This is a genomic window from Sphingobium sp. S6 (genome assembly GCF_905120495.1).
Lineage (GTDB): Bacteria > Pseudomonadota > Alphaproteobacteria > Sphingomonadales > Sphingomonadaceae > Sphingobium > Sphingobium agri.
On record NZ_CAJHOG010000005.1, the window covers coordinates 71,062 to 95,210 of the forward strand.

Below are 24,149 nucleotides of genomic sequence, written 5' to 3' on the forward strand. Positions count from 1 at the left end.
GAGGCCGCTCTTTATAAAAGAGCAGAGTATTGATTTGCGGTTCATTGAAAGATTGATTTTTCCGGACATCCGAAAATATTCAATTCGATCATGAGCACTGTGAGCCTTTGTAGCCGCAAGTTTACGCGGCGATCTGCTCCTCATGAGGACCAGGCGCTTCACGCGGATAGATGCTCGGGCGTCCCATGTCGTAGGTCCCGGTAAGCACACGGATGAAGTCACGATCGTGCAGGAAGTCGGACGGCATCCCGAAGCTCACGCCCCGTTTGCGCAGATCCGCGCAGAACATGTCCAGCACCTGCTCATGTGTAAGATCATCCTTATGTTCAAGGATCATCTTCATCTCGTCCATGTCGGCATAGACATTAGCGCCCCAGTGAACCATCAACCGCACCTCGTCGGCGGAAATGCGATCGATCACGCGGTCGCCCGTCTTGATCCGCCAACCATCGGCGACCTCTGGGTCGGCTGAAATCACGGACTCGAATGCAAGCCCCTCGGGCTTGCGCCGGTGCAGCGGGCCGCATGCTTCGCCGCGATGGAACATCATTTCATTCTGTACGACGACGCCTCTGTTCCACATAGGCGCCGCAATTCGCTTGGGCGCGGCCTGTGGGCCGTCGGGCCAGTAAGTGAAGCCGCCACCAATAGTGCCGCGGTAGAACCAAGACACGATCTGCGCTTTCTTCACCAGCCACTTCTGAAACAAGCCAGATTTCGTCATGGTGTTCATGAGCCAAATGGGCGTGTTGCGATGGGTGATGCCGCGAAACTCGGTCGCATCAAGGTGAGCCGGATCGGACATATGCGCAGCACCCTGGATAATGAAGTTCATGGACTCCGGCGCCGCATATTTCGCATTCCAGTAGGAACGGACGCGCGCCATATTGCCGCTGTTATAGAACATGTCCTCAAGTTCCTCGAACTGGCACACGCCGTGCTGGGCGAAATAGCCGCGAAAATGTGGCGAGACGAACATGTCCAAGGTAGGCGTCACACCCTCCGGCATTGATCCAGAGCCAGTGGCGATCAGTTCCTCGACCGACTTGAAATGCTGTGCAAGCACAAGCTTCCATGGCCCTTCACGGCGGATAACATCCATCATCCGGGCATGCTGATCCTCCGTATAGACGCCATCCACGATGCGCGGCTCTGCGACGGGACGAATGACAAAAGGTGCATTCATGGCAGGCTCCTCAGTGTTGGACGTTTGACATGTTCACTTTGCCAGCAGCTCGACATTTTCACTCAGCCGCCCTTCTGGATCGGTGGTGAAGAGTACGCGCACGCCATGTTCCGGCATTGATTTGATGGGGCCGTTATGCTTGCCGCCATGCGCCAAAACCCGCGAGGCAAGCGCATCCAGGTCATCGGTAATAAAGCCCAAAATGACTTCCTGGTCGCGCGGGACCGGACGATCGATAAACTTGAACATAACCAAAGACTCCGAAGACATAGTGTCTCCTGGGCCCATGATGACTTCGCGTATCGAGCCACCCGCGCCACTATCGCCATTCTGGACGCGATGAAGCTTATTGAGGCCGTATACCTGATGATAATATTCGGCTTGAGCTTCTTCGTCGTCGACAATCAGCTTTGTGAATGCAAAGCTTGCTTTACGTGATTCCGTCATATGGATCGTTCCTTAAACATCATGTTTACGCTGCGCATCGTTGATGCTGCGGCACGTCGATTAGAGAGGTGAAGGCGACGCAATCTCTCCGGCAACAAGCGCATCTGGGAGATCGGCATGGTTCTAATCAGCCATCGCAATCAACGCAGACGGCGTTGACCCATTGAACCGGAATAGGGTCAGGAGCAGCAGGGAACCCGGCTTTTCAGTAGCTGTGCAGCAGAGGATCAGCACGGCTTGAAAGAAGCCGGACGCGCATACTCGCGTCGAACTTAACCGGTCTGCTTCACATATTTCCGGGTCCGCCATCGCCAACCTCTCCCAGCTCGCGATTTCTTGAAGGAGGGTTCGCGTAGCTTGATCCGTGAATATATCCCGGTTACTCGGGAAGCAACCTTTTTCGACCACATGGTCGATAAATATCGGTAATGATGATGCGTTGGCGGCAGAGCCAACTATGCTATCGGAAGATAAGCAACCATATGGCGCGAAACACCCGGATTATGACCAAGGATACTGGCTTGAAGGCCAAAGAGGCGGTGAAGGCATTGCCAAGGGGGCGCCCCCGTAAACTGGAACTTGGCCAGGTGATCGACGCCGCCTTAGCCGTCGGATTGCACCAATTGACGATGGCCGCCGTTGCAGAAAAGCTGGGTGTCGCGAAGGCGGTATTATATGGCTATGTCAAGGACCGCGACGAATTGGTCCGGATCGCCTCCGCCAAGGCGTCCCGCCGGCTTCGTAATCCAGAAGATAATGGCCAGCACTGGTGCAGTTGGATCCTCGAAGACGCCCGGGCCTTGTACGAAGTGCTCACCATGGATGGGGAGCTGCTCGAAACCTGGATCAATGGCGTCCAATCGCCGACCCTGGAAGTCGACTCCGGCGAGTCATGGCTGCAGGCGATGACCAAACGCGGATTTACCGGGGAGGAAGCGCTCCAGCTTCGCCGGATCGTTGCTCACCTTGTCATTGGCGCGGCCGCTGCATCGAAGCGGGACCGGACGCTTCGCAGGGAAGGGCGTTCACGTTCTAACATTATAAAGAAATCTGTTTTGAGCCGTTCGCCTGACGAGGCAGTGTTGCTGCGGCAGTTTATCGATGTCTTCGGCCGTGAGGTGACGGAAACCAATTGGGAATATGGGTTATATATCCTGTTACACGGCGTCACGGTCGCCCGCCAAGCCTTGGCGCTTCGCGACAGAGATTCTCAACGACCTTTCAAAGAATATCCGACATCAGACATGCCATCACTTTGAGCGAAGCAGGGAATTGATTAACGGAAGTTTCCCTTGCTAGGACACGCGGACCATATAGCGGAACGCGTTCCGGGATTCGGCTATAATTTCAACAGTTCCGCGGCAGATCTTCCAAAGAAGCTCTCTCGTGCCGATTGGCTCATCCCTTCCATCTGTGCGTCATACAGCGCCACTGCTTCCTGATGTCCTTCGACATGAGGAAAGTCGGATGAAAAGACGATAATACCCTCAGGGACGCGATCAATCGTCGGGCGTAACACGTCCTGCTGGTGCACAACCGACACGCGTACCTGTCGCTGGACATATTCACTGGGTTTGAGCGGCAGGCTGTAAGGTGCGAAGCTGAGCATTCGCGGGCGGCTGTTATCGGCTTCCCTATCTATTGTTTCCAGGAAATCGGGTAACCAGTCGATCCCAAGTTCCGACACGATGACAGCAAGATTGGGATAGCGGTCTAGCACACCGCCAAAGATCATTGCCGCAACCGCGAGTTGCGGCACAAGACGCCGGGACAAATTGGCGAGCCTGTAGAAAGAGCTCAGGTCCCCGCCATTATTTGCCCAGCCGGGATGCATGGCCGCGCGGCCGCCGCCAACATGAAAAAGGATCGCCACGCCAAGATCCTCACATGTAGCCCAGAAAGGTTCGAAGTCCGGGTGATTGAGCGCTTTTCCACCATGGGGATCGGCTTTGACGAATACGGCGCGCGATCCTCTTTCACGGCCCGAGATAACCTGCGCAATCGACCATTCCACGTCGATCAGATCAACTACCACGGCCGGGATCAGGCGGTCGGTGTAACCGTGCATCTGCTCCAATGCCCAACGATTGTACGTATCCAGCGCCGGAAGAGCCAAGGATGGATCGTTGCGCATGGCGTGCCGATAAGGATGATATCCGTTGGAGGGCAACAAGATCTGCTTTTCGATGCCGCGCTTGTCCATCCATGCAATACGCGGCGCGGGCTGCCACGCCTCTGGGGCGAAGGCACCCGCATCCACCGCGATTTGCGGCGGCTCACCGCCAGCCAGTGATTTCTCATAGGCGTCGAGCACATAGGGCGGGATCAATTTCAACGGATCCGGACGCAAGGCTGGCGGCACGGAGGAGAAAAGGTCTCCGACGACGATGTCGAGCAGCTGTTCGGCTACCGTCATCTTAGGCAGCTTGGCGGCGAGGCTGGGATTGGCTTGCGCGAACCAGTCCGCTGGTTCGTTGAAATGGCTGTCGACGTCGATGATTCGCATATCTGTCGTTCCTCTCCTATCTTTCGATAATGGTACGATTTCGTTTTCATGTAAACAGGCTTGCAGTTTGGACGGTTTCTGCGAGGACCTGCCCATGGCTCGTGCGTCATCGATAAGGAATGATCCGTCACTCCGTGGTCGGCCCAGACGGCAGGATCTGGAACACCGTCACCATAAGCTGCTTGAAACGGCCATGGGGCTGTTCATTGAGAATGGCCTTGCGGTGACGATGGACACGATCGCCAGCGCAGCCAACGTTTCAAAAAGGACGCTCTACGCCAGCTATCCCGACAAGATATCCTTGTTCCTGGCGGTATTGGAGTGGCTATCGTCAGAGGGTACCAAGGCCGCGCTGAGCCTGCCACCCGACATGCCGCTAGTCCCAGCACTCGTCCGATATGGCGAAGCCTTGTTCGACCATTATTCAGCCCCGCGTACAGCAGCTTTTCTGCGGCTGATGCAGAAAGAGAAAGAACGCGTACCGGACCTGGAGCGGATGATGCGGGAGGAGGTTGTCCGCGACCAGGTTATGCCGCTGGTCCACTATTTGGAGGCGCAGTTTCCGGAAACGCCCGATGATAGAAGATTGTTCGTGGCGGCACGCATGCACGTCCGCAATGTTATCGGGGAAATAAGCGATGCTTATGCGGATGGCCGCGTGCCGGACGCCGTTGCCAGCCGGGGTTTTCTGCAATCGTCGGCAGAGATTCTTTCCCTAGGTATCCTTCGGAACGGCCTGACGGAACAAAGGGATGTCTGATGCAAACTACCGAAGTTTTACGTGGTGCAGGCAGTGATTGGCTGGAATAGGATTTCCGCCCATGTCAAAAGTCCAACTATCGACCCGGCAGATTCCGCAGAATCTGGACTTCCTGCTCAAGCTATTTGCGAGCTTTGACCAGCCGACGGCACGCTGATCGCGACGGCTTATCCTGCGTTGCGTTGCATATGGCGTAACGGGCCGTTACATGCGCCATAATGCCGACGCTTATCTATAGTCGGCCAACAAGCCTCCGGACGTGACCGGTGGCAGGAGAGGATCATCGTGCGAGCTGCTATTTTCGAAGGCGTGGGCAAGCCATTATCGATCCAGACGGTGGACGATCCCACCCCCGCGCCCGATCAGGTCATTCTAACGGTGGAAAATGCCGGTATCTGCGGATCAGACCTCCACATGACCGAAGGCGCGCATACGCCTGCTGGGCTCATTCTGGGCCATGAATTTGCTGGCACGATTTCTGCCGTCGGATCAGCAGTTAAAGGCTGGCGTCCTGGAGATCGCGTGACAGCGCTGCCGCTCAACGCTTGCAACAGCTGCGACACATGCGACCAGGGTCTTCCTGCACTGTGCAGCCAGAATCTGTTTACGGGCTGCTTTCTCACTGCTCAAGGCGCCTACGCGCAATATGTCGCGGCACGCGGCTCGATGTTGCAGCGGCTGCCCGACGGCGTGAGCTTCGCGGAAGGCGCCATGGTCGAGCCGCTGGCTGTCGGTCACCACATTGTCGGAATGGCCGAACTGCCACGCGGCGCATCGGTTCTGGTGCTCGGTGGCGGCCCCATCGGCGCAGCTGTCACGCTTTTCGCGCGCCATGCCGGCGCGCGGCACGTCGTGGTCAGCGAGATGTCGGACGTCCGCCGGGATCGTGTTCTGGAAGTAGGCGCGACCGCCGTCATCGATCCGGCTCAAGAGGACGTGCTGGAAGCGTTTCGCAAGACCACTGGCGAGGCGCGTCCCGCTGTCGTCTTCGAATGCGTCGGATTGCCGGGCATGATCCGGCAAGCGGTGGACCTGGTGGCGGTACGCGGCTGTGTCGTCGTCGCGGGCGTCGTCTTCCAGGAGGACAGCTTCGCGCCGATCGTTGCCATGGGCAAGGAAGTGACGATCCGGTTCAGCCAGGCTTATACGGAAAGCGACTTCGCCGCCGTCATCGACGCGCTCGCCCGGGGAGAGGTCGAACCCCGGCCGTTGCACACGTCGACCGTCAGCCTGGACGAGCTTCCTGCCGCATTCGAAGCGCTGCGAAAGCCAACAGACCAGTGCAAGGTGCTCATCAAACCCTGATCTCTGCGGGGATGTACTTCGACAAAGCATGGCTATGCGGCATTGTCGCCGCGATCAGTTTCCCGCTGAAGGCTGATCCGTGCCGAACCTGTCAAAGGGCATGCCGGAACCGGAATGTCCGAGCGAACAGCGCGCCAATGCACTTGCAGGCTTGTCAGCTTATCAGGTGGAACTTGCCGATTGAATTCACTTTGACGAGATTGGTCTTGCTCAAGCCAGTGAGCCAGAGGTCAATACTGTCAAGTTGGACGACCGCACTCAAACGCTGATTGGCAGCGGTGGCATCAAGCAAGAACACCCGGCCGCGATAATATGGCCGTAACGCCCCAACGATATCGCGCAGCGGACGATCATTGAAGATCATCCGGCCCTTCGCCCAGGCAAGCTCCTGCGTCGGCTCAACCCGCCGCGTGCGAACGAAGCCTTGTCCATCGACAGAGGCAGACCAGCCCTGCCCCAGAGTAACCCGGCGATTGCGGCCCTGCGCCTCGACCAGGCCTTCCGCCACTACCATCTGGGAAGCCGCATTATCACGGGTGACCCCGAAAATGGTGCCGACATCCCTGTAATTTGCGGCACCGGCCGACACGATCATCGGCCGCGCATCGTCATGGACGACTTGCAGCATGATTTGCCCGCGCCCAAGGGTGATCCGGCGTTGGCCCTGCGAAAAGTCGACCTTCAGCGCGGTATCCGCGCCCAGCATCAGTTCACTGCCGTCCGCCAACGTCACCGGGCGACGTTCGCCGACGCCGCTCACATAATCATATTGCCAGCTATGTTGATATTGATAGCTGAGCCCGATGGTAAGCGCCAGGGAGGCCGCGATTGCCAGCGTCAGGCGGCTGCGGCAGAATTGCCGGAATGAATCCCGGCGGCGTAGACGCGGCAGAGCTTCGCCCGTCAGCCGCCAAGCTTCGCGCGCCTTCGCCAGCGCTTCTCTATTGCCGGAAGAACGGTCCCGCCAGCGCCGAAACGCGGCGACATCTTCTTCCGTCAAACGGCCTGACGTCAGGAGCACGACCCAGTTCAGGGCTTGTTCGTCGGCGTTGTCGTCTGACCGGGCAGAGGAGGAATGCACCAGCCGCATCATGTCATAATCGCTCACATTTGGATTGATGAAGAGCTACCCTACACATTATTATAAAACAACTATTGCAGATCGTTAGCAAGAAAATCGCGACAGTGGCGCAAAGCGCGAAGCTGATATTTTTCTATCAGGCTGACCGAAACGCCCAGCCGTTCGGCAATTTCCTTGTGCGTCAGGTTGGTGACGCGGGTCATCACGAACGCTTCCCGGCATTTGGGTGGCAGGTCGCCGAGCGCACGATCGATCCGACGCAGTTGATCTCGCGAGATCGCTATGGCCTCCGGCGACATGACCGCATCCTCGAACAGGATTTGCGCTCCGTCGATTATCGCAGACCGCCGGCTTTCGGTTCGCACATGGTCGATCGCCAAATTCTGCATCATCCTGTAGATATAGGCGCGTGCCTCGCCGTCGCTGTAGAGGGGCGTGCGGATCGACTGCAATTTCAAAAAGACTTCGTGGACCAGGTCGGCCGCTGTTTCAGGGTTCCCCGTCCGCCTCACGCCAACCGCCTGTAAATCGGGTTGCATATGACTGAAGAGGTCTGCCAGCTGCTGGACGGTCAACGGCTTTCTTGCGGTGAACAACCGCCTCATCGTGCCCGGCCGACGCAAAATTGAAACAAACTGGCTACATTACGCGATGTGATACAAGACATGACCCGCCCCGCGACCTGACGCCTGCCTTCTCTCCCGCAGGACGGCGCAATCTGACAAGAAGGCGAACATTTCCTTTATCATCGGGGCCGTCAAGTGCGTATTATATCGGCGCGGCCTGCGCATGCGCAGTTTGCGCGAAGCTACCCTGGTTCGAACGCCCAAAACTTTCTTGCTACCTGCTTTGCGGGAAGGCCCATCGCGGGTCGTTTCCTTCCTGAGAGCGGCAATAGGATGATGGGTTTTCAAGATGACGCGATATCCACAAGGCAGATCCATATTCGCAGGGGCATGGGGCATGGCGATCAGTCTTGCGCTCGTTTCGCCTGCCTGGGCGCAACCGGTCGGCGGAGTTACGGTCAGCACGTCCAATAATCAGCTATTCGAGATCATCGCTCATGCCGATCCGGTGGTGAAGGGCGTGATGGCGATCCTTGTGATCGCGTCCATTGCAACCTGGGCAATCTGGTTCGTCAAACATGGTCAGCTCCGCGCTGCCAAGGTCGCGTTGAAGAATGACGTGGACCTTCTATCGCGCGCCACGTCGCTCGATGGAGCTGCGACCGTCCATTACCCTGCCATCAAGGAAATGGTGGAGATGGTCCGGTCGGAACTGGACGGCATCGGCAATTCACCGTCGTTCCGCGCGATTCGCGGCGTAGAGGAACGCGTCGGCGTCCGCTTCCCCATCATCGAAGCGAGGGCCATTCACCACATGCTGCAGGGCACGAACGTTCTCGCGTCCATCGGCGCAACCGCGCCGTTCGTCGGCCTCGCAGGCACCGTGTGGGGGATCATGCACAGCTTCCTGGGCATCGCACAGAGCAATTCGACAAGCCTCGCCGTGGTCGCGCCCGGCATTGCCGAGGCTCTGTTCGCAACGGCCCTGGGCCTTGCGGCCGCCATTCCGGCGGTGCTGATCTACAACACGCTGTCACGATCGATCGCGGGATATCGCCGGATGCTGTCGGAAGCGGCGGTGATGGTGGCCTGTGTTCTGGAGCATGAATCAGAGCGGCGGCACGGCCGTTCGCCTGAAATCGAGCTGCATCGCAATCCCACCTCCGACAAGGCCGGGTCGCTGGGCATGGAGGTCTAACATGGCCATCCATATCGCACATGCGGATGACGGCCTTGCCGAAACGCACGAAATCAACGTCACCCCTTTCATCGACGTCATGCTGGTGCTGCTGGTGATCTTCATGGTTACGGTGCCGCTCAGCACGGTGGACGTGCCGGTCAATCTGCCGGTATCAAACGCCCAGCAGAAACAACCCGAATCGAAGCCCGTCTATGTGACATTGCAATCGGATTTCGCTGTATCCATCGGTGACAGGAAGGTCGATCGCCAGAAGATTGGGGACGCTTTGCTGGCGGAGACCAAGGGAAATCGCGAAACGCAGATTTTCCTGCGTGCCGATAAGGCTGTGGATTACGAACATTTGATGGGTCTGCTCAATGCCCTTCGCGACACAGGATATTACAAGGTCTCGCTCGTTGCCGTCAGCAGCGGAGCGGATTGAACCCCAGGCGCTGCCGGAAAGCGGGCGGATGACGGCAGGGGACGGACAGCGCTGGTCACGCGGCCTGATGATCTCTATCGGCGCTCACGCGCTGGTAGTGGCAGGTCTTGCGGTCGGCATCGTCAACACCCCCCCGCCTCCTTCCACATTGCCGCCAGCGATTGCGCTGACCATGGCGCCTGACCCAATGGCGATGCCGCAGCCGCCCTCTCCGATTCCGCCCGGTCCCGAGGCGGAGCGATCAAAGGCGGTGGATGAACCGGTGCCTGAAAAGGAGCCGCTCGACATACCCGAGGTTCCCACCGCCTCCGCACCTGTGGTCACCCCGCCGCAGAAGAAGGTGACGCCGCGGCCAACAATTCAGGACGATGCTCCGCGCAAGAAGCAGGAGTCCGACAGGGCCAGCGCTCCGCCGGTTCCGATCGCCCCGCCTGCCCCTGCGATGGCGGCTCCGGTCAAGGGGGCAGCCGCGCAAGGCTTTGCCTCGGCCGAAAAGCGGTGGGAAGCGATGGTGGTGGCGACGCTGGACCGCAAGAAGAGATATCCTGGCGAAGCCCAGCGGCGGGGCATCGAGGATATCGTCTATCTGCACCTGACGATCGACCGCTCCGGCAAGGTGCTGGACGCTTCGATCGAACGAAGCCGCAAGAATCCCCTCCTCGACCGTGCAACGCTGGATTTGGCGCGCCGCGCGTCGCCCCTGCCCGCTCCTCCCTCTAGCGAAGCAGGCGACCGGATCGATTTCGTGGTGCCGGTCGAATATAAGGTCGCAACCGCCAGATAGCCGGGCAAATGACAGTCCTGCCGCTTCACGATGGAAGCGGCAGGACCGTCGTCGATTTGATTTCCTGCATCGCGAAGGACGAACTGACGTCGCTCAACTTCGCGATCTTGGTCAGTTTACGATAGATGCGGTCATAATCTCTGATGTCACGCACGACGATCTTCAACAGATAATCGATATCGCCGCTCATCCTGAAGAATTCGACCACTTCGGGGATGAGGGATACGCCTTCCGCAAATGTCTGCAGCCATTGGTCGCTATGATCGGCGGTCTTCACCGTAACGATCACGATGACGCCAAGGCCCAGCTGATGACGGTCGAGCAGCGTCACGCGCCCCTTGATCAGCCCGTCGCGCTCAAATCGCTTGATCCGTTTCCAGCATGGCGTCTGCGATAGTCCCACCTGATCGGCCATCTGCGCAACGGTGAGTGTTGCATCCTGCTGAAGCAGGTTCAGAATTTTGCGGTCAGTGTGGTCGAGAATGATATTCTCCATGTTCAGCATTTCCCTGGCATGATTTACTACCCTATTCCGTTATTTTCGAAAAATAGAAAATCATTTCCCCAGGTAGGGGAGTAGGATCGCCTTATCGAAAAATTGGGGGTAAGCCCATGATCCAGAAGCTGTTCACAGAACATCCTGCGGCCGTAAACGAGACCTATGGCGAACATTTCGTGATGGCATCGCGCTTCGGCTTCTCCATGGTGACAGCTGGCCTTGCCTGCATGGTGCACGCCGTCATTCCGGGCCTGTTCATCACCACCGGCAGTGACATGGTCGAACGGCTTCATGACGCGATGGTCCTGAAGCGCCGCAACAGCATTCGCGAAAAGGGGCCGCTGGTCCCCAGCAGCGCGGAATAAATCGTCATGCGGGCCATGATTGGCGCTGACCTTTATTGCGATGTGCCACCCCTCAAGCGATCCCGCGGAAGGGATTTTGCACCGGGGCTTGTCATCGTCGCGCTGGGAACGCTTGCGGCCGGATTCATGGCGGATCATTATGGCGCGCCGCTGACCCTGATGGCCTTGCTGCTCGGACTGTCGCTCAACTTCCTATCCAGTGACGTCCGACTGCAGCCTGGATTGAACTTCGCCGCCCGGTCGCTGCTGCGCTGGGGCATCGTCCTGGCAGGCACCCGCGTCACCATGGGAGAAATCGCGGGACTGGGCCCGGTCGCGCTTGTTTCCATCGCGGCAATCGTCGCAATCACCATTGCTGCGGGCATATTCGCTGCCCGGCTGGCGGGATATGACACGCCATTCGGCATCCTGGCTGGCGGATCGGTCGCCATCTGCGGGGGCAGCGCCGCCATGGCGCTCGCCACCACATTGGGGCCCAAGCGCGTGAATGATGCGCAACTCACGCTGGTGCTCGTCGGCATATCCGCCATGAGCGCGGGCGCGATGGTGCTTTATCCCATCGCCGCTCATTTTTTGCATCTGCCTGATATAAATGCGGGCTTCCTGCTCGGAGCTTCCATCCATGACGTGGCGCAGGCGCTTGGCGCTGGCTATGCCTATTCCGACGGCGCGGGACAGATTGCGGCAATCGTCAAATTGACGCGCGTGGCCCTGCTCGCCCCCGTCCTCGCCATTGTGCCGCTGATCGTGCGGCGGGAAGGCGCATCTGGTGGAGGAACGCCCTTCCCCTGGTTCGTCGCCGGCTTCTTCCTGCTCGCAGCCGTCAATTCGACCGGCATCATCCCGTCTGCCATGTCGGTGCTTTCAGCCAAGGCGGCAACCGCGCTACTGGCTGCTGCCGTCACTGCGACCGCAATTCGATCGCCGCTTCCCAAGCTGATGGAGGCGGGCGTCAAACCCCTCATGGTCATCGTCGCGGCGACGGTGGTGGCCTTCATGTTGTCGTTAGCCGTGGCGCTGCTGCTGATCGGCTGACGACCGAAGCCGTTGTCTGCGACTTGAGGAGGCTGCAGACAATGGAAGCCGCCGCTTGCAGCTTGAGGAGGCTGCAAGCGGCGGTGGTGATTTCAGGTCAATGAATTTTCGACAATGACCGCCGTATTGCCATCGACCTCTCCCGGAGCGAGCGGTTCGCTGCGTCCACCCAGGTTCTGCGCCAGAAATTCTTCGGTAATAGCCTGGAAACGGATGTTGTTCGCAGGCCGGCGGAACCCGTGCCCTTCGTCCGGATAAAGGACGTACGTCACTGGCACCCCGTTGGCCTTCATCGCGGCAACCATCTGATCGCTTTCCGCCTGCTTGACGCGGGGATCATTGGCGCCTTGCCCGATCAGGAGCGGCCTGGCGATGCGGCCTGCGCGGTGGACGGGTGAACGTTCGCGCATAAGCGCACGGCCTTCGGTCGTCTCGGCATGGCCGATCATCCGGTAAAGCTGGTTCTTCGCCGCTTCCCAATAGGGCGGGATCGATCCCGCCAGCGTCTCCAGGTTGGACGGCCCGACGATATCGACGCCGCAAGCATAGAGATCAGGATGGGCGGTCAAACCCCACAAGGTCGCATATCCACCATAGCTGCCCCCCATGATGCATAGCCGGTTACGGTCAGCGATGCCCTGCTCGACGGCCCAGCTGACAGCATCGACCAGATCGTCATCCATCTTGCCGCCCCATTCGCCATCGCCCGCAGTCAGAAACGACTTGCCGAAGCCGGTTGAAGCACGGAAGTTGACCGCGAGTACCGCATATCCGCGGTTTGCGAGCCACTGATGCGTGACGTTGAAGCCCCAGGCGTCACGCATGCGCGGTCCGCCATGGACGAGCAGGACGAGCGGCAATGGCTCTGAACTGGCCAGCGGCTGGCCTGGCACCTCGGCATGGCGCGGCAGCGTCAGATAGCTGACGAGCGGCAACCCGTCGCGGCTGGTGATCGTCAGGGCGTGCATATGGGCCAGCGGCGCCCCAGCGAGCTTAGGCAGCATGTCATAGAGCTTGGTCAGCACCATGCCGTCCCGTTCGTAGAGGTACATGCTGGGCGGATTGACGTCGGTCGCAACCCGCAAGGTCCATATCCGGTCATCCGAAGTCCGGCTGGCGACCGACCATTCGCCTAAATCCTGGCTGTCCAGAAACTCGACATCGGCCCTGATCTGATCGCCGAGCAGATGGACCTCCCGCCGCTCGAACGTCGCGGTCCAGGCGATCGGCGCATGGCTTTCAAGATCGGTCCACACGCCGCTGATGTCGGCGCGTGGATGTTCTGCGATCACCGTGCCCTTGTCCGGATCGCCCAACAGGTCATAGCTGACCACCGCGGCCGTATCCCGGCCCCGGCTATCCAGCATGTAGAGCGTCCTGCCATCCGCATGCAGGCTGGCGGGACGCGTGTTGGTGACATCGCATTCGTCGATGATGCGCCAGGTTTCACGTTTGTCGCCCTCCAGCTTGACCAGCGCCATGCCACCATCAGGCTGCGGCTGCATGCCCAGGACTGGCCGGTAATCGTCATTGATGACGAAGCCGCCGAAGCCGCTATTTTCCAGCACCAGCGTCAATTCGCCGCTCGCCAGGTCCAGGCGGAAGATGTCGGGATAGCGCGGATCGCGCTGGTTGAGCATCACCAGCAAAGTTCCGGGATGCTTCCGTTCCGCCGGGAACGTCGAAGCGCGCACGCCGGGAAAGGGCGTCATGTCGCGCGTCTCTCCACCTGCTGCCGGGACAGCGAACAGGTGGACATTCTCGTCCCCATTGCTGTCCTGCATGAACATCAGATGGACCCCATCATGAGCCCAGAAGAATTCCGTGACTCCGCGCCCGCGATCGGCCGTGATCGGCCGCGCTTCTGCAAGATCAGCGCCGCGCTCGCATACCCACAGGTTCATGACGCCATCGCGAGGCGCGGAGAAGGCAAGCCACCGGCCACAAGGGCTGATCTGGCACCCGCCGCGTTCTGGATTGCCGAAAAGGTCCGCACGGGGAATGAGCGCGGTGTCGGAAAGGGGCATGACAGGTCCTTGGGAGAAAGTGAAAAAGATGCGTCGGGTCAGGCGAGTTCTACATGATCAGCCGGATCGCTTTTCCTCTGGACGGTGTCGCCGCCCGGCAGCAGCTGGAGGACCCGGCTGTGATAGGCGAGCAATGTGGCGCGATGTCCGACGCTGAGATAGGTCGCACCACTTTGCGCCAGCGCCTCGTATAGTTGCCGCTCGGTTCCCCCATCCACCGCGCTCGTCGCTTCATCCAGCACGACATAGCGCGGCGCGGCCGCAAGCGCCCGGGCAAAGCCGATCCGCTGCTGCTCTCCCAGCGACAGCACGCGCGCCCAGTCGATCACGCTGTCGAAGCCGCCATGCATCGCCGCCAGATTTGGAAGGGACACCTTTTCCAGCAGTTCCTGCAATTGCGCCTCGGGCATGACCCGATCCGTGTTGGGGTAGAGCAACTGCTCGCGCAGGCTTCCGAGCAGCATGTAGGGCCGTTGGGGCAGGAACAGCATCTCGTCAGGGGACGGCATGCCGATCTCGCCCTTCCCTTCGCGCCAAAGCCCCGCGAGCGCGCGCAGCAGCGAACTCTTGCCGACGCCGGTCCGGCCGACGATCAGGACATTCTCGCCGCCCTGGATCGTCATCGTCAAATCGCGCAGCAGCGTGCGCTCCTTACCCGGCGTCTGTAGGGTCAGCTTGTCGATGCGGATATTGTCGTCATGGCTGAAGCGGATCGATCGGCTGCTATCGGTCGTGTTTTTGGCGACGGCGTCCGCCTTCTCCATGATCTCGACAAGGCGCACAACGTGCGGCGCGCTGTTGGCGAATACCGGCACGAAATCAGTGATGGTCTTGAAATTGTTCAGCAGCAGGGCCGCCGAAGCCGTCGCTTGTGCGATGGTGCCGAAGCTGATTTGATTGTCGAAATACATCGGCACCAGGATCATGGCCGGCAGCGCCAGCCAGACCGCGCCGAGCCCAGCTTTAATGCCGCCCATCACCACCTGATAGCGTGCCTGCGCGATCCCGATCCTGATGGCGCGCATCAGGCGATTGTCGATGCTGGCCGCCTCCGCCATCTCGCCGCGGTACAAGGCCACCGTTTCCGCGTTGATGCGGACGTGCAACATGCCGAAACGCAGGTCGGCCTCCGCCACCGTAGAATCGAAGCTGAGCCGGATAAAGGGGCGATAGATCAGGAAGATGACCACCGTCATCGTGACGCCGTAGATCAGAACGCCAAAGAACAGGACGGGCGTGATGCTATAGAGGATCCAGCCTTGGACGCTCAGTCCTGACAAGGATCCGAATATGACATTGGGCAGTAACGTGATCATACGGCACAACTGGCCGACTTCCGCCTGCATGCGCTGATCGACGTTATCGAGATCGGCATCCTGCTCGATCCGGTAATAGACCCGGTTACCGAGGAATCGGCCTACGAGATCGCGCGTAGTCCAAGTGCGCCAGTGCAGAACGAGCCGCTCGAACAGATAGTTGAACAGATGATTCAGCAGGCCGACATCCGGCGGGCGGCTAATCAAAAGTCCAACCAGTGCCAGCAACAGGAAATATTGCCAATAGGCGACCTCCTGCCGCTGAATGAGCGCGTCACTCATCTGTTTGGTCAGAAACGAAAGCTTCGCGCCCAAGGCGGTTTCGCCAAAGGCGAAGGCGATCCAGACGCCGAGCGCGCACCAAGAAGGCCACGCACCCTTGCGAGTCCAGTAGGGGCGCGAAAATACGAACATGCGCCGCAGGAACCGTCCGTCGATCCGGTAGTCTCTGCGATCGCGGAGCGTTTGGGCGGGAAGCATGAAACAGGCCTTTCGACGGCGGAACTGGAACGAAGGTATAAGACAGAGGATTAGAACTCGATTTTTCCGGGAAATTCCGAAAAGCGCTTATTTACCGAGCAAAGAAAGGCGGCTGATCAGATCGTCCGCGATATGCCGGACGATGTTCAATCGAACCTTCATGCGGAAGACCAGCCAGGCGTCGTAGCGTCTCCATAGTTCGGGCTCGGCAAGACGCCTGTTCTGCCTTGCCTGCCGCATTTGCTCATCGACCAAATTGGACCAGCGCTCTGTTTCGGCGGGATTCTTGGGCCTGTCGCCCAGCTTTTCCCTGACGGCGTCAAAATCGTCCCGGTTCGCCGTTACGATCAGGGCACCATCTTCCCGGCTCCAATCGGGATAAACGTCAAAGTCCCGGATAGCCATATCTACGACCTTGCTGATCAGCATGGCGGGCTGCTGGCAGAGCGGATGGGCCAATTCCTCAAGGGCTTGAGAGGCACGCCCGCCGTCATCGGCTTGATCCAGCAAAATGGCTTCGCGCTGAAGCCTTTCCCACTCCGCTTCGGGGACTGCCTGATCCGCACGTTCCCGATCATGCAATGCCCGCACCTGTGCCAGCAAATCGACGGCCGTCTCGTCATTCAGATAATGGGGGATGTTCCACTGTGAATTATAGACGAAGTCATACAGAAACGCGAAGGGCACGCTGCCGGTATCGACACCTACCGGAATGGCCCGCACCACATGGGTGATCTGCTGGTGCACAAGATCGAGGGTCGACGGATCGCTCGAATCCTGCAGTATCCACATCATGTCCAGGATCGCGCCCAAGGCGGCCGGAACGCCAACGACATCCTGGAAGTCAGCCCCGTCTCCCGGCAATATGAGAGCGGGCGCATTGGATATCGAAGGAACCTTGGCATTCTCCCAGCGAGATAGGCACGCAGCCTTCACAGCCTCATCACCGGAAAAACTACGCCACTCCTGCGATTTTTGCTTCGGCGCGTCGACCTCGGAGAGCGCCGCAGTGCCCTGTGCATCCAGCCCGAGTTCACTGAACCATTGCTCGACCGACACTTTGAGGCGCCCCGGCGTCGGACCGGTCACCCGCCCCTGTTCCTCACCGTTCGAGAACAGGATCAGGGTCGGTATGCTGCGAACATTGAACCGTGCCGAAATGGCGGGCCAGTCTTCGATATTCACCTTCACGATCTTCAGCCGGTCGCCATATTCCTCTTCGATCTTCTCGATATGAGGCAGCAACGCGCGGCAAGGCCCACACCACGGCGCCCAGAAATCGACCAGCACGGGCACTTCGCCTTGGACATTCTGGTCAAAACTGCTTTCGTCGGTGTCGATCAAGGTCAATGCTCCATTTTCTTGCCGGGCGTCGCCGTCCGGCAGGACACGGCGATGCGCCGTTCATTTCAGTCAAATCACCGCCGGTGTGGACCGAAGCCAAATCACCGGCGGATATGCGCGGCTTTACAGCCGCCCGCGCAAGGCGAGCATGAAGGCGCGCGGTTCTCCGTAGAAGTTGCCAAGCCTGTTGCTGCCGATGGTGCGATAATATTTCGCGTCATTGATATTCGTGACGTTCAACGAGGCCGACAATGCGTCCGTGATGTCATATCCTATGCGCGCATCGAAGATGTGATATTCGGGCTGCGTGAAGTTGAACGGCGTGAACGGGACGGTCAAATTATCCCTCTTGCAGAGGCCCGAATTTGTGTCGAAGTCGCCGTTTATACAGGCTGTTCCGACGGTATATCGCGAGCTTTCGAGGCGGAAGCCCAAGCCGAGGTGGAGCCCCTTCAGCAACGATCCGGCATCATAGTCGCTCCACAACTTGATCTGGTGCTTCGGCTGCTGCGTAACAAATGCACCGCCAGCCGTATTAGCGACGTCCCGGTCGAAATCCTCCTTCACATAATTGTAGGATAATTGGACCTGAAGGTTCTTCAGCACCTCCCCGCCCACTTCGAAATCGATCCCCTTGTTCTGATACTGCCCGCCATTGACATAGCAGCAGCTATACCCAGGACGGATAGATCCAAAGCCTGTCTGAACGGCCCTGTTTTCGCTCATCTGCTTGTAAAAGCTGAGCGATGCATTGATCTTCCCGTCCATGAAGCTGCCCTTGACCCCAACCTCATAGGTGTCGCCGGTAACAGGCGGCAATGTGTCACCTTCGGCAGTGATAAAGGTCGCCTGCGGCGTGAAAATCTGGAACCAGCTTCCATAGAGGCTCAGATTTTCGGTGATGTCGAAGGAGGTTGAGACACCGGGACTGAGATGGGCGTTCACCTTGTTGGTCGGCGCCACGATAGTGCTGGTGAACGTTCCAAATCGAACGAAATTGGTAGAATCCAGTTCGAACCAGTTCAAGCGGGCGCCAAGGCTGAGATGCCAGAAGGACAGCGGTTTAAGATCGAGCTTGCCATAGACGCCGATTTGCCGCGCCTCTTGCGTGCGGATCGACCCGTCGGGAAGCGTGGAGGGAAACACAATCAGATCGGGATCATATTGGGCGAGCGGAAAGGTGTAGAAAACGTTCGCCTGATCGGCCGTATTCTTTTGCCTGGTCTTGAGATAGTCGGCGCCCAGCGTTACCTTTTGGGTTTGCCCGAAAAGATCAAATTGACCGGAAAGCGCCGCCGACGCGTTGAAGCTCGTAAGCTCATTTTCGAGCATCGCTGCGGTGGCCAGATGTCTGACGGGCAGATTTACTTGGGTCGATGCGACGTTGTTTGAAAATGCGATCTGCCTCGCATCTCGCGTATATTTCTGCCACTCGCTTTTCACGACCACGGACCAGCGGTCGGAAAACTGATGATCGATCTGTCCGAACGCGCCGTAAGTATGTGAGTTCTGGTAATCATCAGGCGAACTCAAGGAGAAGGATCGGCGAAGTTGCAGATCTTTTCCGTCATTGCCGAACGGCAAGCCGAAATTGATCGGTCCCTGAATATCACGATATTGGTAAGAGCCGCCCACGCGCACCAGCGTGCGCGGGCCGAGGTCCGCTTCGGTGACACCATAAAGGTTGATGGTGCTGGATTGCTCGAAATCGTAGAAAGCCTCCTTGTCCTGATAGGACAGGACAAAACGCTGGCGAACGCGGCCATCTTCAGTCAGCAGTCCGTTAGCGTCGATCACCCCCCGGTAATTGTTCCACGAACCGCCCTGCAGCTCGAATGAAAACTGCTGATGATCCAGCGGACGTTTCCGCACAAGGTTTACGGTGCCGCTGGGGTTGCCCGCGCCACCGAACAAGGCATCGGCGCCGCGCAGAACTTCGACATGGTCAAATTGCGCCATGTCGGGTGCCGGAGCATCGCGCAGGAAAGTGCTGACGGCCCCACCATCGGTTGCAAAGGAATCCACGATGAAGCCGCGCGACAGATACCTCTGCTGGCCAGTCTGCACGGTTTGCACAGTGATACCTGGCATTTGCTGCAAGGCGTCCTGAACATTGGTGATATTCTGTTGCTGAAGCCGCGCCGACGTGACGACGCTCGCCGACTGGGGAATATCCTTGAGCGCTACGGGGGTACGGCCGCCGACCGTGACACCGTTGCTTGTCAGGCTCCTCGTACCTTCGGTCGCCGTCACGTCCGAACTGCCGCTAGCCCCAGCACCGGAACCAAAGCCGTCAAGCGCAGCGAAGGCACCCCCGCCTGCACCATTTCCCGTCTCACGCGTTCCTTCGACCAGCACGCGATCGAATGTGCGAGCGCCAGATGTAGACGCTTCGGGTGCACGCTCGATCACGATCACATTGCTGCTGCTGTAACGGAATGTCAGGCCCGTGCCCGCAAGCAAGCGGGCCAAGCCGTCGGCGACTGGATAACGGCCGCGCACACCTGGCGAGGAAACGCCGTTCGCGACGCTGGAATCAAGGATCAACTGCACGCCCGCCGCCTGCGAAAAAGCGATGGCCGCTCGGTTGACCGGGCCGGGGGGAATGTTCAACTCCACGCCAGTAGCCGCCGTTTGTTGCGCCTGCGCCCCAGCCGGCAGAATGCCGGTGCCAAGAGCCAAGCTGCTGACTACAGTGCCCAGGCACATTCTTTTGAAAAAGTTCATATTCCCCCTCGTCTCGCAACTGCTACACGGAGGAAACGTCTCGCCGTCCCCCGACCCGCAAACGGTAGGCCGCCAAAATTGCTGGTTCGATAAATCGCTGCTCATTTCGACGTACAGCAATCTGGGCGATCCAGAAGTTCGGTCGTTCGACGGAGAGCACCTGGCGCACCTGGATAAGGTTGGGTTGCACCCATGGGAACACCTGCCTTCTCCGTCGGTTGTCAAGAGAAGCGCGCGTCCACCAGCATCACGCGGCCTTAGAGCCGCCATCGATGACAGGCTCGACGTTGCGCGGATACATTCATTGGTCTTTGCTCGATAATTTTGAATGGCTTTTTGGCTATCGTCCGAAGTTCGGCCTGATTGCAGTGAACAGAGACACCCAGAAGCGCACTGTAAAGCCGAGTGCCCGGCATTTAGGGAGAATGGCGCGCCGAAACTGGAATTAGGAACTTTGCTGACTCTGATGATGGCGCGGAGCCAAGTCCGCTGTTGGACGTTAAGCTGGTTCAACAGAGGGAGTGAGATTATGAAGCGCACAACGACCTTGGCAGCTATTATCGGCATGAGCCTGACCCTTGCGGCGTGCGGCGGCAAGGGTGACGACAAGTTGGGCGAACAGGCGCAGGAAGCAGCAGAGAATAAGGCCGACAAGATGGACGCCATGGCAGACAATATGAGCGGCACCGCCGAGGACATGATGCAGGCCAAGGCGGACGCCACCCGCGAGGCGGGGGAAGCGCGCGAAGAGGCGATCGACGAGTCCGATATCAACGCCGAAGCCCTGACGCCAGCCGAGCGAGCGAAGGTGATCAACGGAAACTGAGACGCAGGGAAGTTATTACCCCGTCCCCTGCGCCGACTAAACCGCAGGGGACAAGCGGTTCAATCTGCTCATCAGATCACGCTGCTCTATTGATGCGAGGGCAGCGCGGCTTCCAATTCACGGCGCGCCAAGTGCATACCCAAGGACCATATGCAAAAATCAAACTATTGCCGTTGTCGCGCGTGGGGTTAAAGCAGCTGGCATCAATGAAGACGGTGGATCACGATTGGCAGCGGCAATCCCAAACGCTATCATGTCGCCGCTCTTATCGCGTCATGGAAGCGGACTCCTGTCAGTCGAGATAAAGCCTGAGCGCCTGACTGATAAAAGCGCGCGATCTGTCCGTGGCATCGAAGACTGAATCTCCAGCTAATTCAATCCGCCTCACCCGGTTGGCAACGATGTCGAAGATAATCTCCGCCCCGATCCGAGCAATGGCCGTCCCCGCGCATGCGTGCGGGCCGATACCGAAACTGAGCGGCATGGCTTTGGGCGGACGATCGAGATCCACCTTGTCCGGATCGGGGAAAACATCAGGGTCGCGATTGGCCGAATTGAGCAGGAAGCGGACCGGCGTACGTTCCGGAATCAGCGTGCCCAATATCTCCACCGGCTTCGTAGTATTCCGTATGAATGACAATTCCGCAGGGAACAGTCGTATGATCTCATTCAGGATCGCGCGCCGCTTTTCCGGTTTCTCGCGATAAATCTGATAAAGATCAGGATGTCCTGCGAAATATTCTAGCGCCGCACCAATGAGGTAAGATGGATTATGCGCGCCAGACCCCCAGAACAGCGAAAGCGTCTGGATCATCTCCTCGCGTGTGATCTCTCCATTTTCTTCAGCCTTGATAAGCGCATCAGCCAGCCCCGTGCCAGGATTTTCCTTTTTGTAGGAAATCAGATCCATCACGCGAGACCGCAAATAAGCGAAACCCTGCGCGGCGATCTCGTCATCTTTAGCGGTGGCGACCGAACTGATACCACGCATCACGTCCAGCATGGCACTCACGGCGGACTCGGGATCGTCGGTGGGCAGTTGGAGCGCGTCACACATCAGCGCGTGCGTCGGGATCATGCCCAGCTTGTGGTGCCCGTCGATCACTTCGCCAGGCTGATAATCATCCAGCACCTGGTTGACCGCCTTTTCGGCAGCAGCTGCATATTGTCTTATCAGCGGCGGGGTAAACCATTTGGCGGTGCGGCCGCGCAGCGCGACATGCGCCGGGCCTTCCCTGCTGAGCATCGTATCGCCAAAGCCCGCCGTAAAGGCATTTTCCGGCGCGTCCTCCGGTTCCAATATCGTCAGCTCGGGCAACCGCCCATATTTGACGATGTCATGGTAGCGTGACACGACATAGGTGCCATTCGGCAGCCGATGCAAGGGGCGTTCCTTGCGCAGCCGTTCGAACCAGGGATAGGGATTTTTGACAAATTCAGGGTCACCAAGCGGCAGGAACTCGTCCTGTGCCTTGGCCAGATCATCCTGGATATGAACCACTTACCTGCTCCCGCCGCTATTCTTTGATGTCCGAATGTCTGTTGCTGGTCATATCAGCAGGCCCGCCGAAAAATGCGTGAGGAAAAGCGGGGGCCTGGCAATTCAGACCGTATTTGGGCCGGCTTCACTGGGCGCGCTTGGCGCTCTGGCGTGTGCATAGTCTTCCCGTAGCCGCGCCTTGAAGACCTTGCCGGTTGCTTGCCGTGGGATGCTGTCCACCAACACGGCCTCGTCGGGAATCCACCATTTCGCGCACTTGCCTGCGAAATAGGCGATGAGGTCGGCGGGATCCGGTCGACAGCCCCCGCGAGGAACGACGACCAGCAGCGGCCTTTCATCCCATCTTGGATGCGGAACGCCGATGACCGCGGCTTCGGCAACATCGGGGTGAGACGTAGCGATATTTTCCAGCGCGATGGAACTGATCCATTCTCCGCCGGACTTGATGACGTCCTTTTCGCGATCCACGATTTCGACATAGCCAGCGGAATCAACTATCGCGATGTCGCCAGTCGGGAGCCATCCGTCCTGAGCGGCTTCGACAGGGGGGCCACCGCCGTTATAATAGCAGGATGTGACGCTTGGACCACGAATCTGCAGGTTGCCGAAAGTCTTCCCATCCCAGGGAGCTTCTTCCCCGCCTGCATCGACAATGCGAATGTCGAAAGGATAGGGCGTGCGTCCCTGCTTGCCGAGCATGACGCGCCTGTCTTCATTGGCGAGATGATCCCAATCATGCGGAGCGTTGAAAAGGCCGCCTGCACTGGTTTCGGTCATCCCCCAGCCATGACAGGTTTGAACGCCGTATTTTTCCTCCAGCGTTTTGATCATCGAAGGCGTGGGAGCCGTCCCACCCACGATTACGCGCTCAAGCGAGTCGATGCGTTTGCCTTGCGCTTCCAGAAACTGGATCAGGTCGCTCCAGATGGTGGGCACCCCCGCGGCCAGCGTCACCTGTTCCCTGCTGATCAGTTCGAACAGGCTGCGTGAATCAAGGGCGCTGCCCGGAAGGACAAGCTTCGACCCATTCATCGCCGCTGCAAAAGGCAGCGTCCATGCATTCACATGATACATGGGGACTATGGGAAGCAGGCTGTCCCGGCGTCGGACCGCGAACCAGTCGACGCCCGAAATCACCAGTGATTGCAATACTACCGAGCGATGGGAATAAAGAACTCCCTTGGGCACCCCGGTCGTGCCAGAACTGTAACAGAGCGCTGATCCGGTCCGTTCGGCGATCACCGGAAAGTCAAAGGTGCCGGAAGCCGCTTCTACCAATTCCTCGTAAGGCAAAAGCCCAACAGCGTCACTGCCGCCCGACCCCATGACAATGATGTGACGAACATTTTTCAGGCTTGCCCTGAGTTGCTCGACAAGGGGAACGAATTGCGGCTCAACCAACAGGACCTTGTCCTGCGCATGATTGATGATGAACTCGATCTGCTCCGGGAACAGCCGAGGGTTTACGGTGTGGATGATCGCACCCATGGCCGGAACGGCGAAATATACCTCCAGATGCCGTAAGGAATTGGTGGCCAGAGTGGCGACTCGGTCTCCCGCGACCACACCCAGGCCGGTCAGCGCATTGCACAGCTGCCGCGCTCGGTTGAGAACCTGCGAATAGGAACTACGCGTGATGCTGCCGTCGGGCTGGCGCGCTACGATCTCGCGGGTTCCGTGAAAACGGTCCGCATGCAGCAGGATAGAGCCTATCGTCAGCTCATAATCCATCATCGTCCCGATCATCTACAGCTCACATTCTTCCACGATCA

General features: G+C 58.8%; 22 protein-coding genes. 10 read left to right on the forward strand and 12 right to left on the reverse strand.

From position 1 onward, the window contains the following. Positions 1 to 121: 121 nt before the first annotated feature. Both SPHS8_RS14870 and SPHS8_RS14875 read right to left on the reverse strand, forming a co-directional pair. Positions 122 to 1,186: a hypothetical protein gene (locus SPHS8_RS14870; RefSeq protein ID WP_201516216.1), complete on the reverse strand. Its 1,065-nt coding sequence runs from the start codon at positions 1,184 to 1,186 to the stop codon at positions 122 to 124. A gap of 33 nt (positions 1,187 to 1,219) precedes the next feature. Next, entirely contained in the window at positions 1,220 to 1,633 is a 414-nt protein-coding gene (locus SPHS8_RS14875; protein WP_201516217.1) for a VOC family protein, read from the reverse strand. 503 nt (positions 1,634 to 2,136) lie between these two features. On the opposite strand from SPHS8_RS14875, the gene SPHS8_RS14880 reads away from it, so the two are divergent. Next, positions 2,137 to 2,892: a TetR/AcrR family transcriptional regulator C-terminal domain-containing protein gene (locus SPHS8_RS14880; protein ID WP_201516218.1), complete on the forward strand. Its 756-nt coding sequence runs from the start codon at positions 2,137 to 2,139 to the stop codon at positions 2,890 to 2,892. An 80-nt stretch (positions 2,893 to 2,972) separates the two neighbouring features. On the opposite strand, the gene SPHS8_RS14885 is transcribed toward SPHS8_RS14880, so the two are convergent. Next, positions 2,973 to 4,235 carry an amidohydrolase family protein gene (locus SPHS8_RS14885; protein WP_201516219.1) on the reverse strand — a complete coding sequence of 421 codons (1,263 nt, stop codon included), beginning with the start codon at positions 4,233 to 4,235 and terminating at the stop codon, positions 2,973 to 2,975. Between SPHS8_RS14885 and SPHS8_RS14890 the strand changes: the two genes are divergently transcribed. Further along, positions 4,234 to 4,899 carry a TetR/AcrR family transcriptional regulator gene (locus tag SPHS8_RS14890; protein WP_268933206.1) on the forward strand — a complete coding sequence of 222 codons (666 nt, stop codon included), beginning with the start codon at positions 4,234 to 4,236 and terminating at the stop codon, positions 4,897 to 4,899. The two genes, SPHS8_RS14885 and SPHS8_RS14890, sit on opposite strands and share 2 nt — an antisense overlap. A gap of 285 nt (positions 4,900 to 5,184) precedes the next feature. Beyond that, a complete protein-coding gene (locus SPHS8_RS14895) occupies positions 5,185 to 6,204 on the forward strand; it encodes a zinc-dependent alcohol dehydrogenase (protein WP_201516221.1) in 1,020 nt (339 codons plus the stop codon). 154 nt (positions 6,205 to 6,358) lie between these two features. On the opposite strand, the gene SPHS8_RS14900 is transcribed toward SPHS8_RS14895, so the two are convergent. Together SPHS8_RS14900 and SPHS8_RS14905 are read right to left on the reverse strand one after the other, a co-directional pair. Beyond that, positions 6,359 to 7,312, reverse strand: a complete 954-nt coding sequence (locus tag SPHS8_RS14900; protein WP_201516222.1) for a FecR family protein — start codon at positions 7,310 to 7,312, stop codon at positions 6,359 to 6,361. A 44-nt stretch (positions 7,313 to 7,356) separates the two neighbouring features. Beyond that, on the reverse strand, positions 7,357 to 7,890 hold the full coding sequence (locus SPHS8_RS14905; protein WP_268933205.1) for an RNA polymerase sigma factor: 534 nt from the start codon (positions 7,888 to 7,890) through the stop codon (positions 7,357 to 7,359). A 358-nt stretch (positions 7,891 to 8,248) separates the two neighbouring features. On the opposite strand from SPHS8_RS14905, the gene exbB reads away from it, so the two are divergent. From exbB to SPHS8_RS14920, 3 genes are read left to right on the forward strand one after another with little or no spacing between them, the layout of a single operon-like run. Then, the gene (exbB, locus tag SPHS8_RS14910; RefSeq protein ID WP_201516224.1) at positions 8,249 to 9,049 is read left to right on the forward strand and encodes a tonB-system energizer ExbB; all 801 of its coding nucleotides are present in this window, start codon (positions 8,249 to 8,251) and stop codon (positions 9,047 to 9,049) included. A gap of 1 nt (position 9,050) precedes the next feature. Continuing rightward, positions 9,051 to 9,473, forward strand: a complete 423-nt coding sequence (gene exbD, locus SPHS8_RS14915) for a TonB system transport protein ExbD (RefSeq protein WP_201516225.1) — start codon at positions 9,051 to 9,053, stop codon at positions 9,471 to 9,473. Beyond that, positions 9,448 to 10,257 carry an energy transducer TonB family protein gene (locus tag SPHS8_RS14920; protein ID WP_201531063.1) on the forward strand — a complete coding sequence of 270 codons (810 nt, stop codon included), beginning with the start codon at positions 9,448 to 9,450 and terminating at the stop codon, positions 10,255 to 10,257. The genes exbD and SPHS8_RS14920 overlap by 26 nt, the downstream gene beginning before the upstream one ends. A gap of 25 nt (positions 10,258 to 10,282) precedes the next feature. Here SPHS8_RS14920 and SPHS8_RS14925 read toward each other — a convergent pair whose 3' ends face one another. Further along, positions 10,283 to 10,753 (reverse strand): Lrp/AsnC family transcriptional regulator, encoded by a 471-nt coding sequence (locus tag SPHS8_RS14925; RefSeq protein ID WP_443018589.1) that lies wholly within the window; start codon positions 10,751 to 10,753, stop codon positions 10,283 to 10,285. 116 nt (positions 10,754 to 10,869) lie between these two features. Between SPHS8_RS14925 and SPHS8_RS14930 the strand changes: the two genes are divergently transcribed. Continuing rightward, positions 10,870 to 11,121 carry a DUF6356 family protein gene (locus tag SPHS8_RS14930; protein ID WP_201516227.1) on the forward strand — a complete coding sequence of 84 codons (252 nt, stop codon included), beginning with the start codon at positions 10,870 to 10,872 and terminating at the stop codon, positions 11,119 to 11,121. A gap of 6 nt (positions 11,122 to 11,127) precedes the next feature. After that, positions 11,128 to 12,156, forward strand: coding sequence for a YeiH family protein (locus tag SPHS8_RS14935; protein ID WP_201516228.1), 1,029 nt, complete (start codon positions 11,128 to 11,130; stop codon positions 12,154 to 12,156). Between the two features lie 92 nt (positions 12,157 to 12,248). Here SPHS8_RS14935 and SPHS8_RS14940 read toward each other — a convergent pair whose 3' ends face one another. The 4 genes from SPHS8_RS14940 to SPHS8_RS14955 all read right to left on the reverse strand — a co-directional run bounded on the left by SPHS8_RS14940 (position 12,249) and on the right by SPHS8_RS14955 (position 20,050). Then, positions 12,249 to 14,183 (reverse strand): S9 family peptidase, encoded by a 1,935-nt coding sequence (locus tag SPHS8_RS14940; RefSeq protein WP_201516229.1) that lies wholly within the window; start codon positions 14,181 to 14,183, stop codon positions 12,249 to 12,251. Between the two features lie 38 nt (positions 14,184 to 14,221). Then, positions 14,222 to 15,979, reverse strand: a complete 1,758-nt coding sequence (locus tag SPHS8_RS14945; RefSeq protein WP_201516230.1) for an ABC transporter ATP-binding protein/permease — start codon at positions 15,977 to 15,979, stop codon at positions 14,222 to 14,224. Between the two features lie 87 nt (positions 15,980 to 16,066). Continuing rightward, on the reverse strand, positions 16,067 to 17,323 hold the full coding sequence (gene trxA, locus SPHS8_RS14950; protein ID WP_201516231.1) for a thioredoxin: 1,257 nt from the start codon (positions 17,321 to 17,323) through the stop codon (positions 16,067 to 16,069). Between the two features lie 123 nt (positions 17,324 to 17,446). After that, the gene (locus SPHS8_RS14955; protein WP_201516232.1) at positions 17,447 to 20,050 is read right to left on the reverse strand and encodes a TonB-dependent siderophore receptor; all 2,604 of its coding nucleotides are present in this window, start codon (positions 20,048 to 20,050) and stop codon (positions 17,447 to 17,449) included. 272 nt (positions 20,051 to 20,322) lie between these two features. Between SPHS8_RS14955 and SPHS8_RS14960 the strand changes: the two genes are divergently transcribed. Then, complete coding sequence (locus SPHS8_RS14960) at positions 20,323 to 20,499, forward strand: family 1 glycosylhydrolase (protein WP_201516233.1); 177 nt, start codon at positions 20,323 to 20,325, stop codon at positions 20,497 to 20,499. 80 nt (positions 20,500 to 20,579) lie between these two features. Next, positions 20,580 to 20,876 carry a hypothetical protein gene (locus tag SPHS8_RS14965; protein WP_201516234.1) on the forward strand — a complete coding sequence of 99 codons (297 nt, stop codon included), beginning with the start codon at positions 20,580 to 20,582 and terminating at the stop codon, positions 20,874 to 20,876. 292 nt (positions 20,877 to 21,168) lie between these two features. Here the strand turns inward: SPHS8_RS14965 and SPHS8_RS14970 are convergent, their stop codons facing one another. After that, a complete protein-coding gene (locus tag SPHS8_RS14970) occupies positions 21,169 to 22,377 on the reverse strand; it encodes a cytochrome P450 (protein WP_201516235.1) in 1,209 nt (402 codons plus the stop codon). A gap of 102 nt (positions 22,378 to 22,479) precedes the next feature. Then, the gene (locus SPHS8_RS14975) at positions 22,480 to 24,123 is read right to left on the reverse strand and encodes a long-chain fatty acid--CoA ligase (RefSeq protein ID WP_201516236.1); all 1,644 of its coding nucleotides are present in this window, start codon (positions 24,121 to 24,123) and stop codon (positions 22,480 to 22,482) included. Between the last annotated feature and the right edge of the window lie 26 nt (positions 24,124 to 24,149).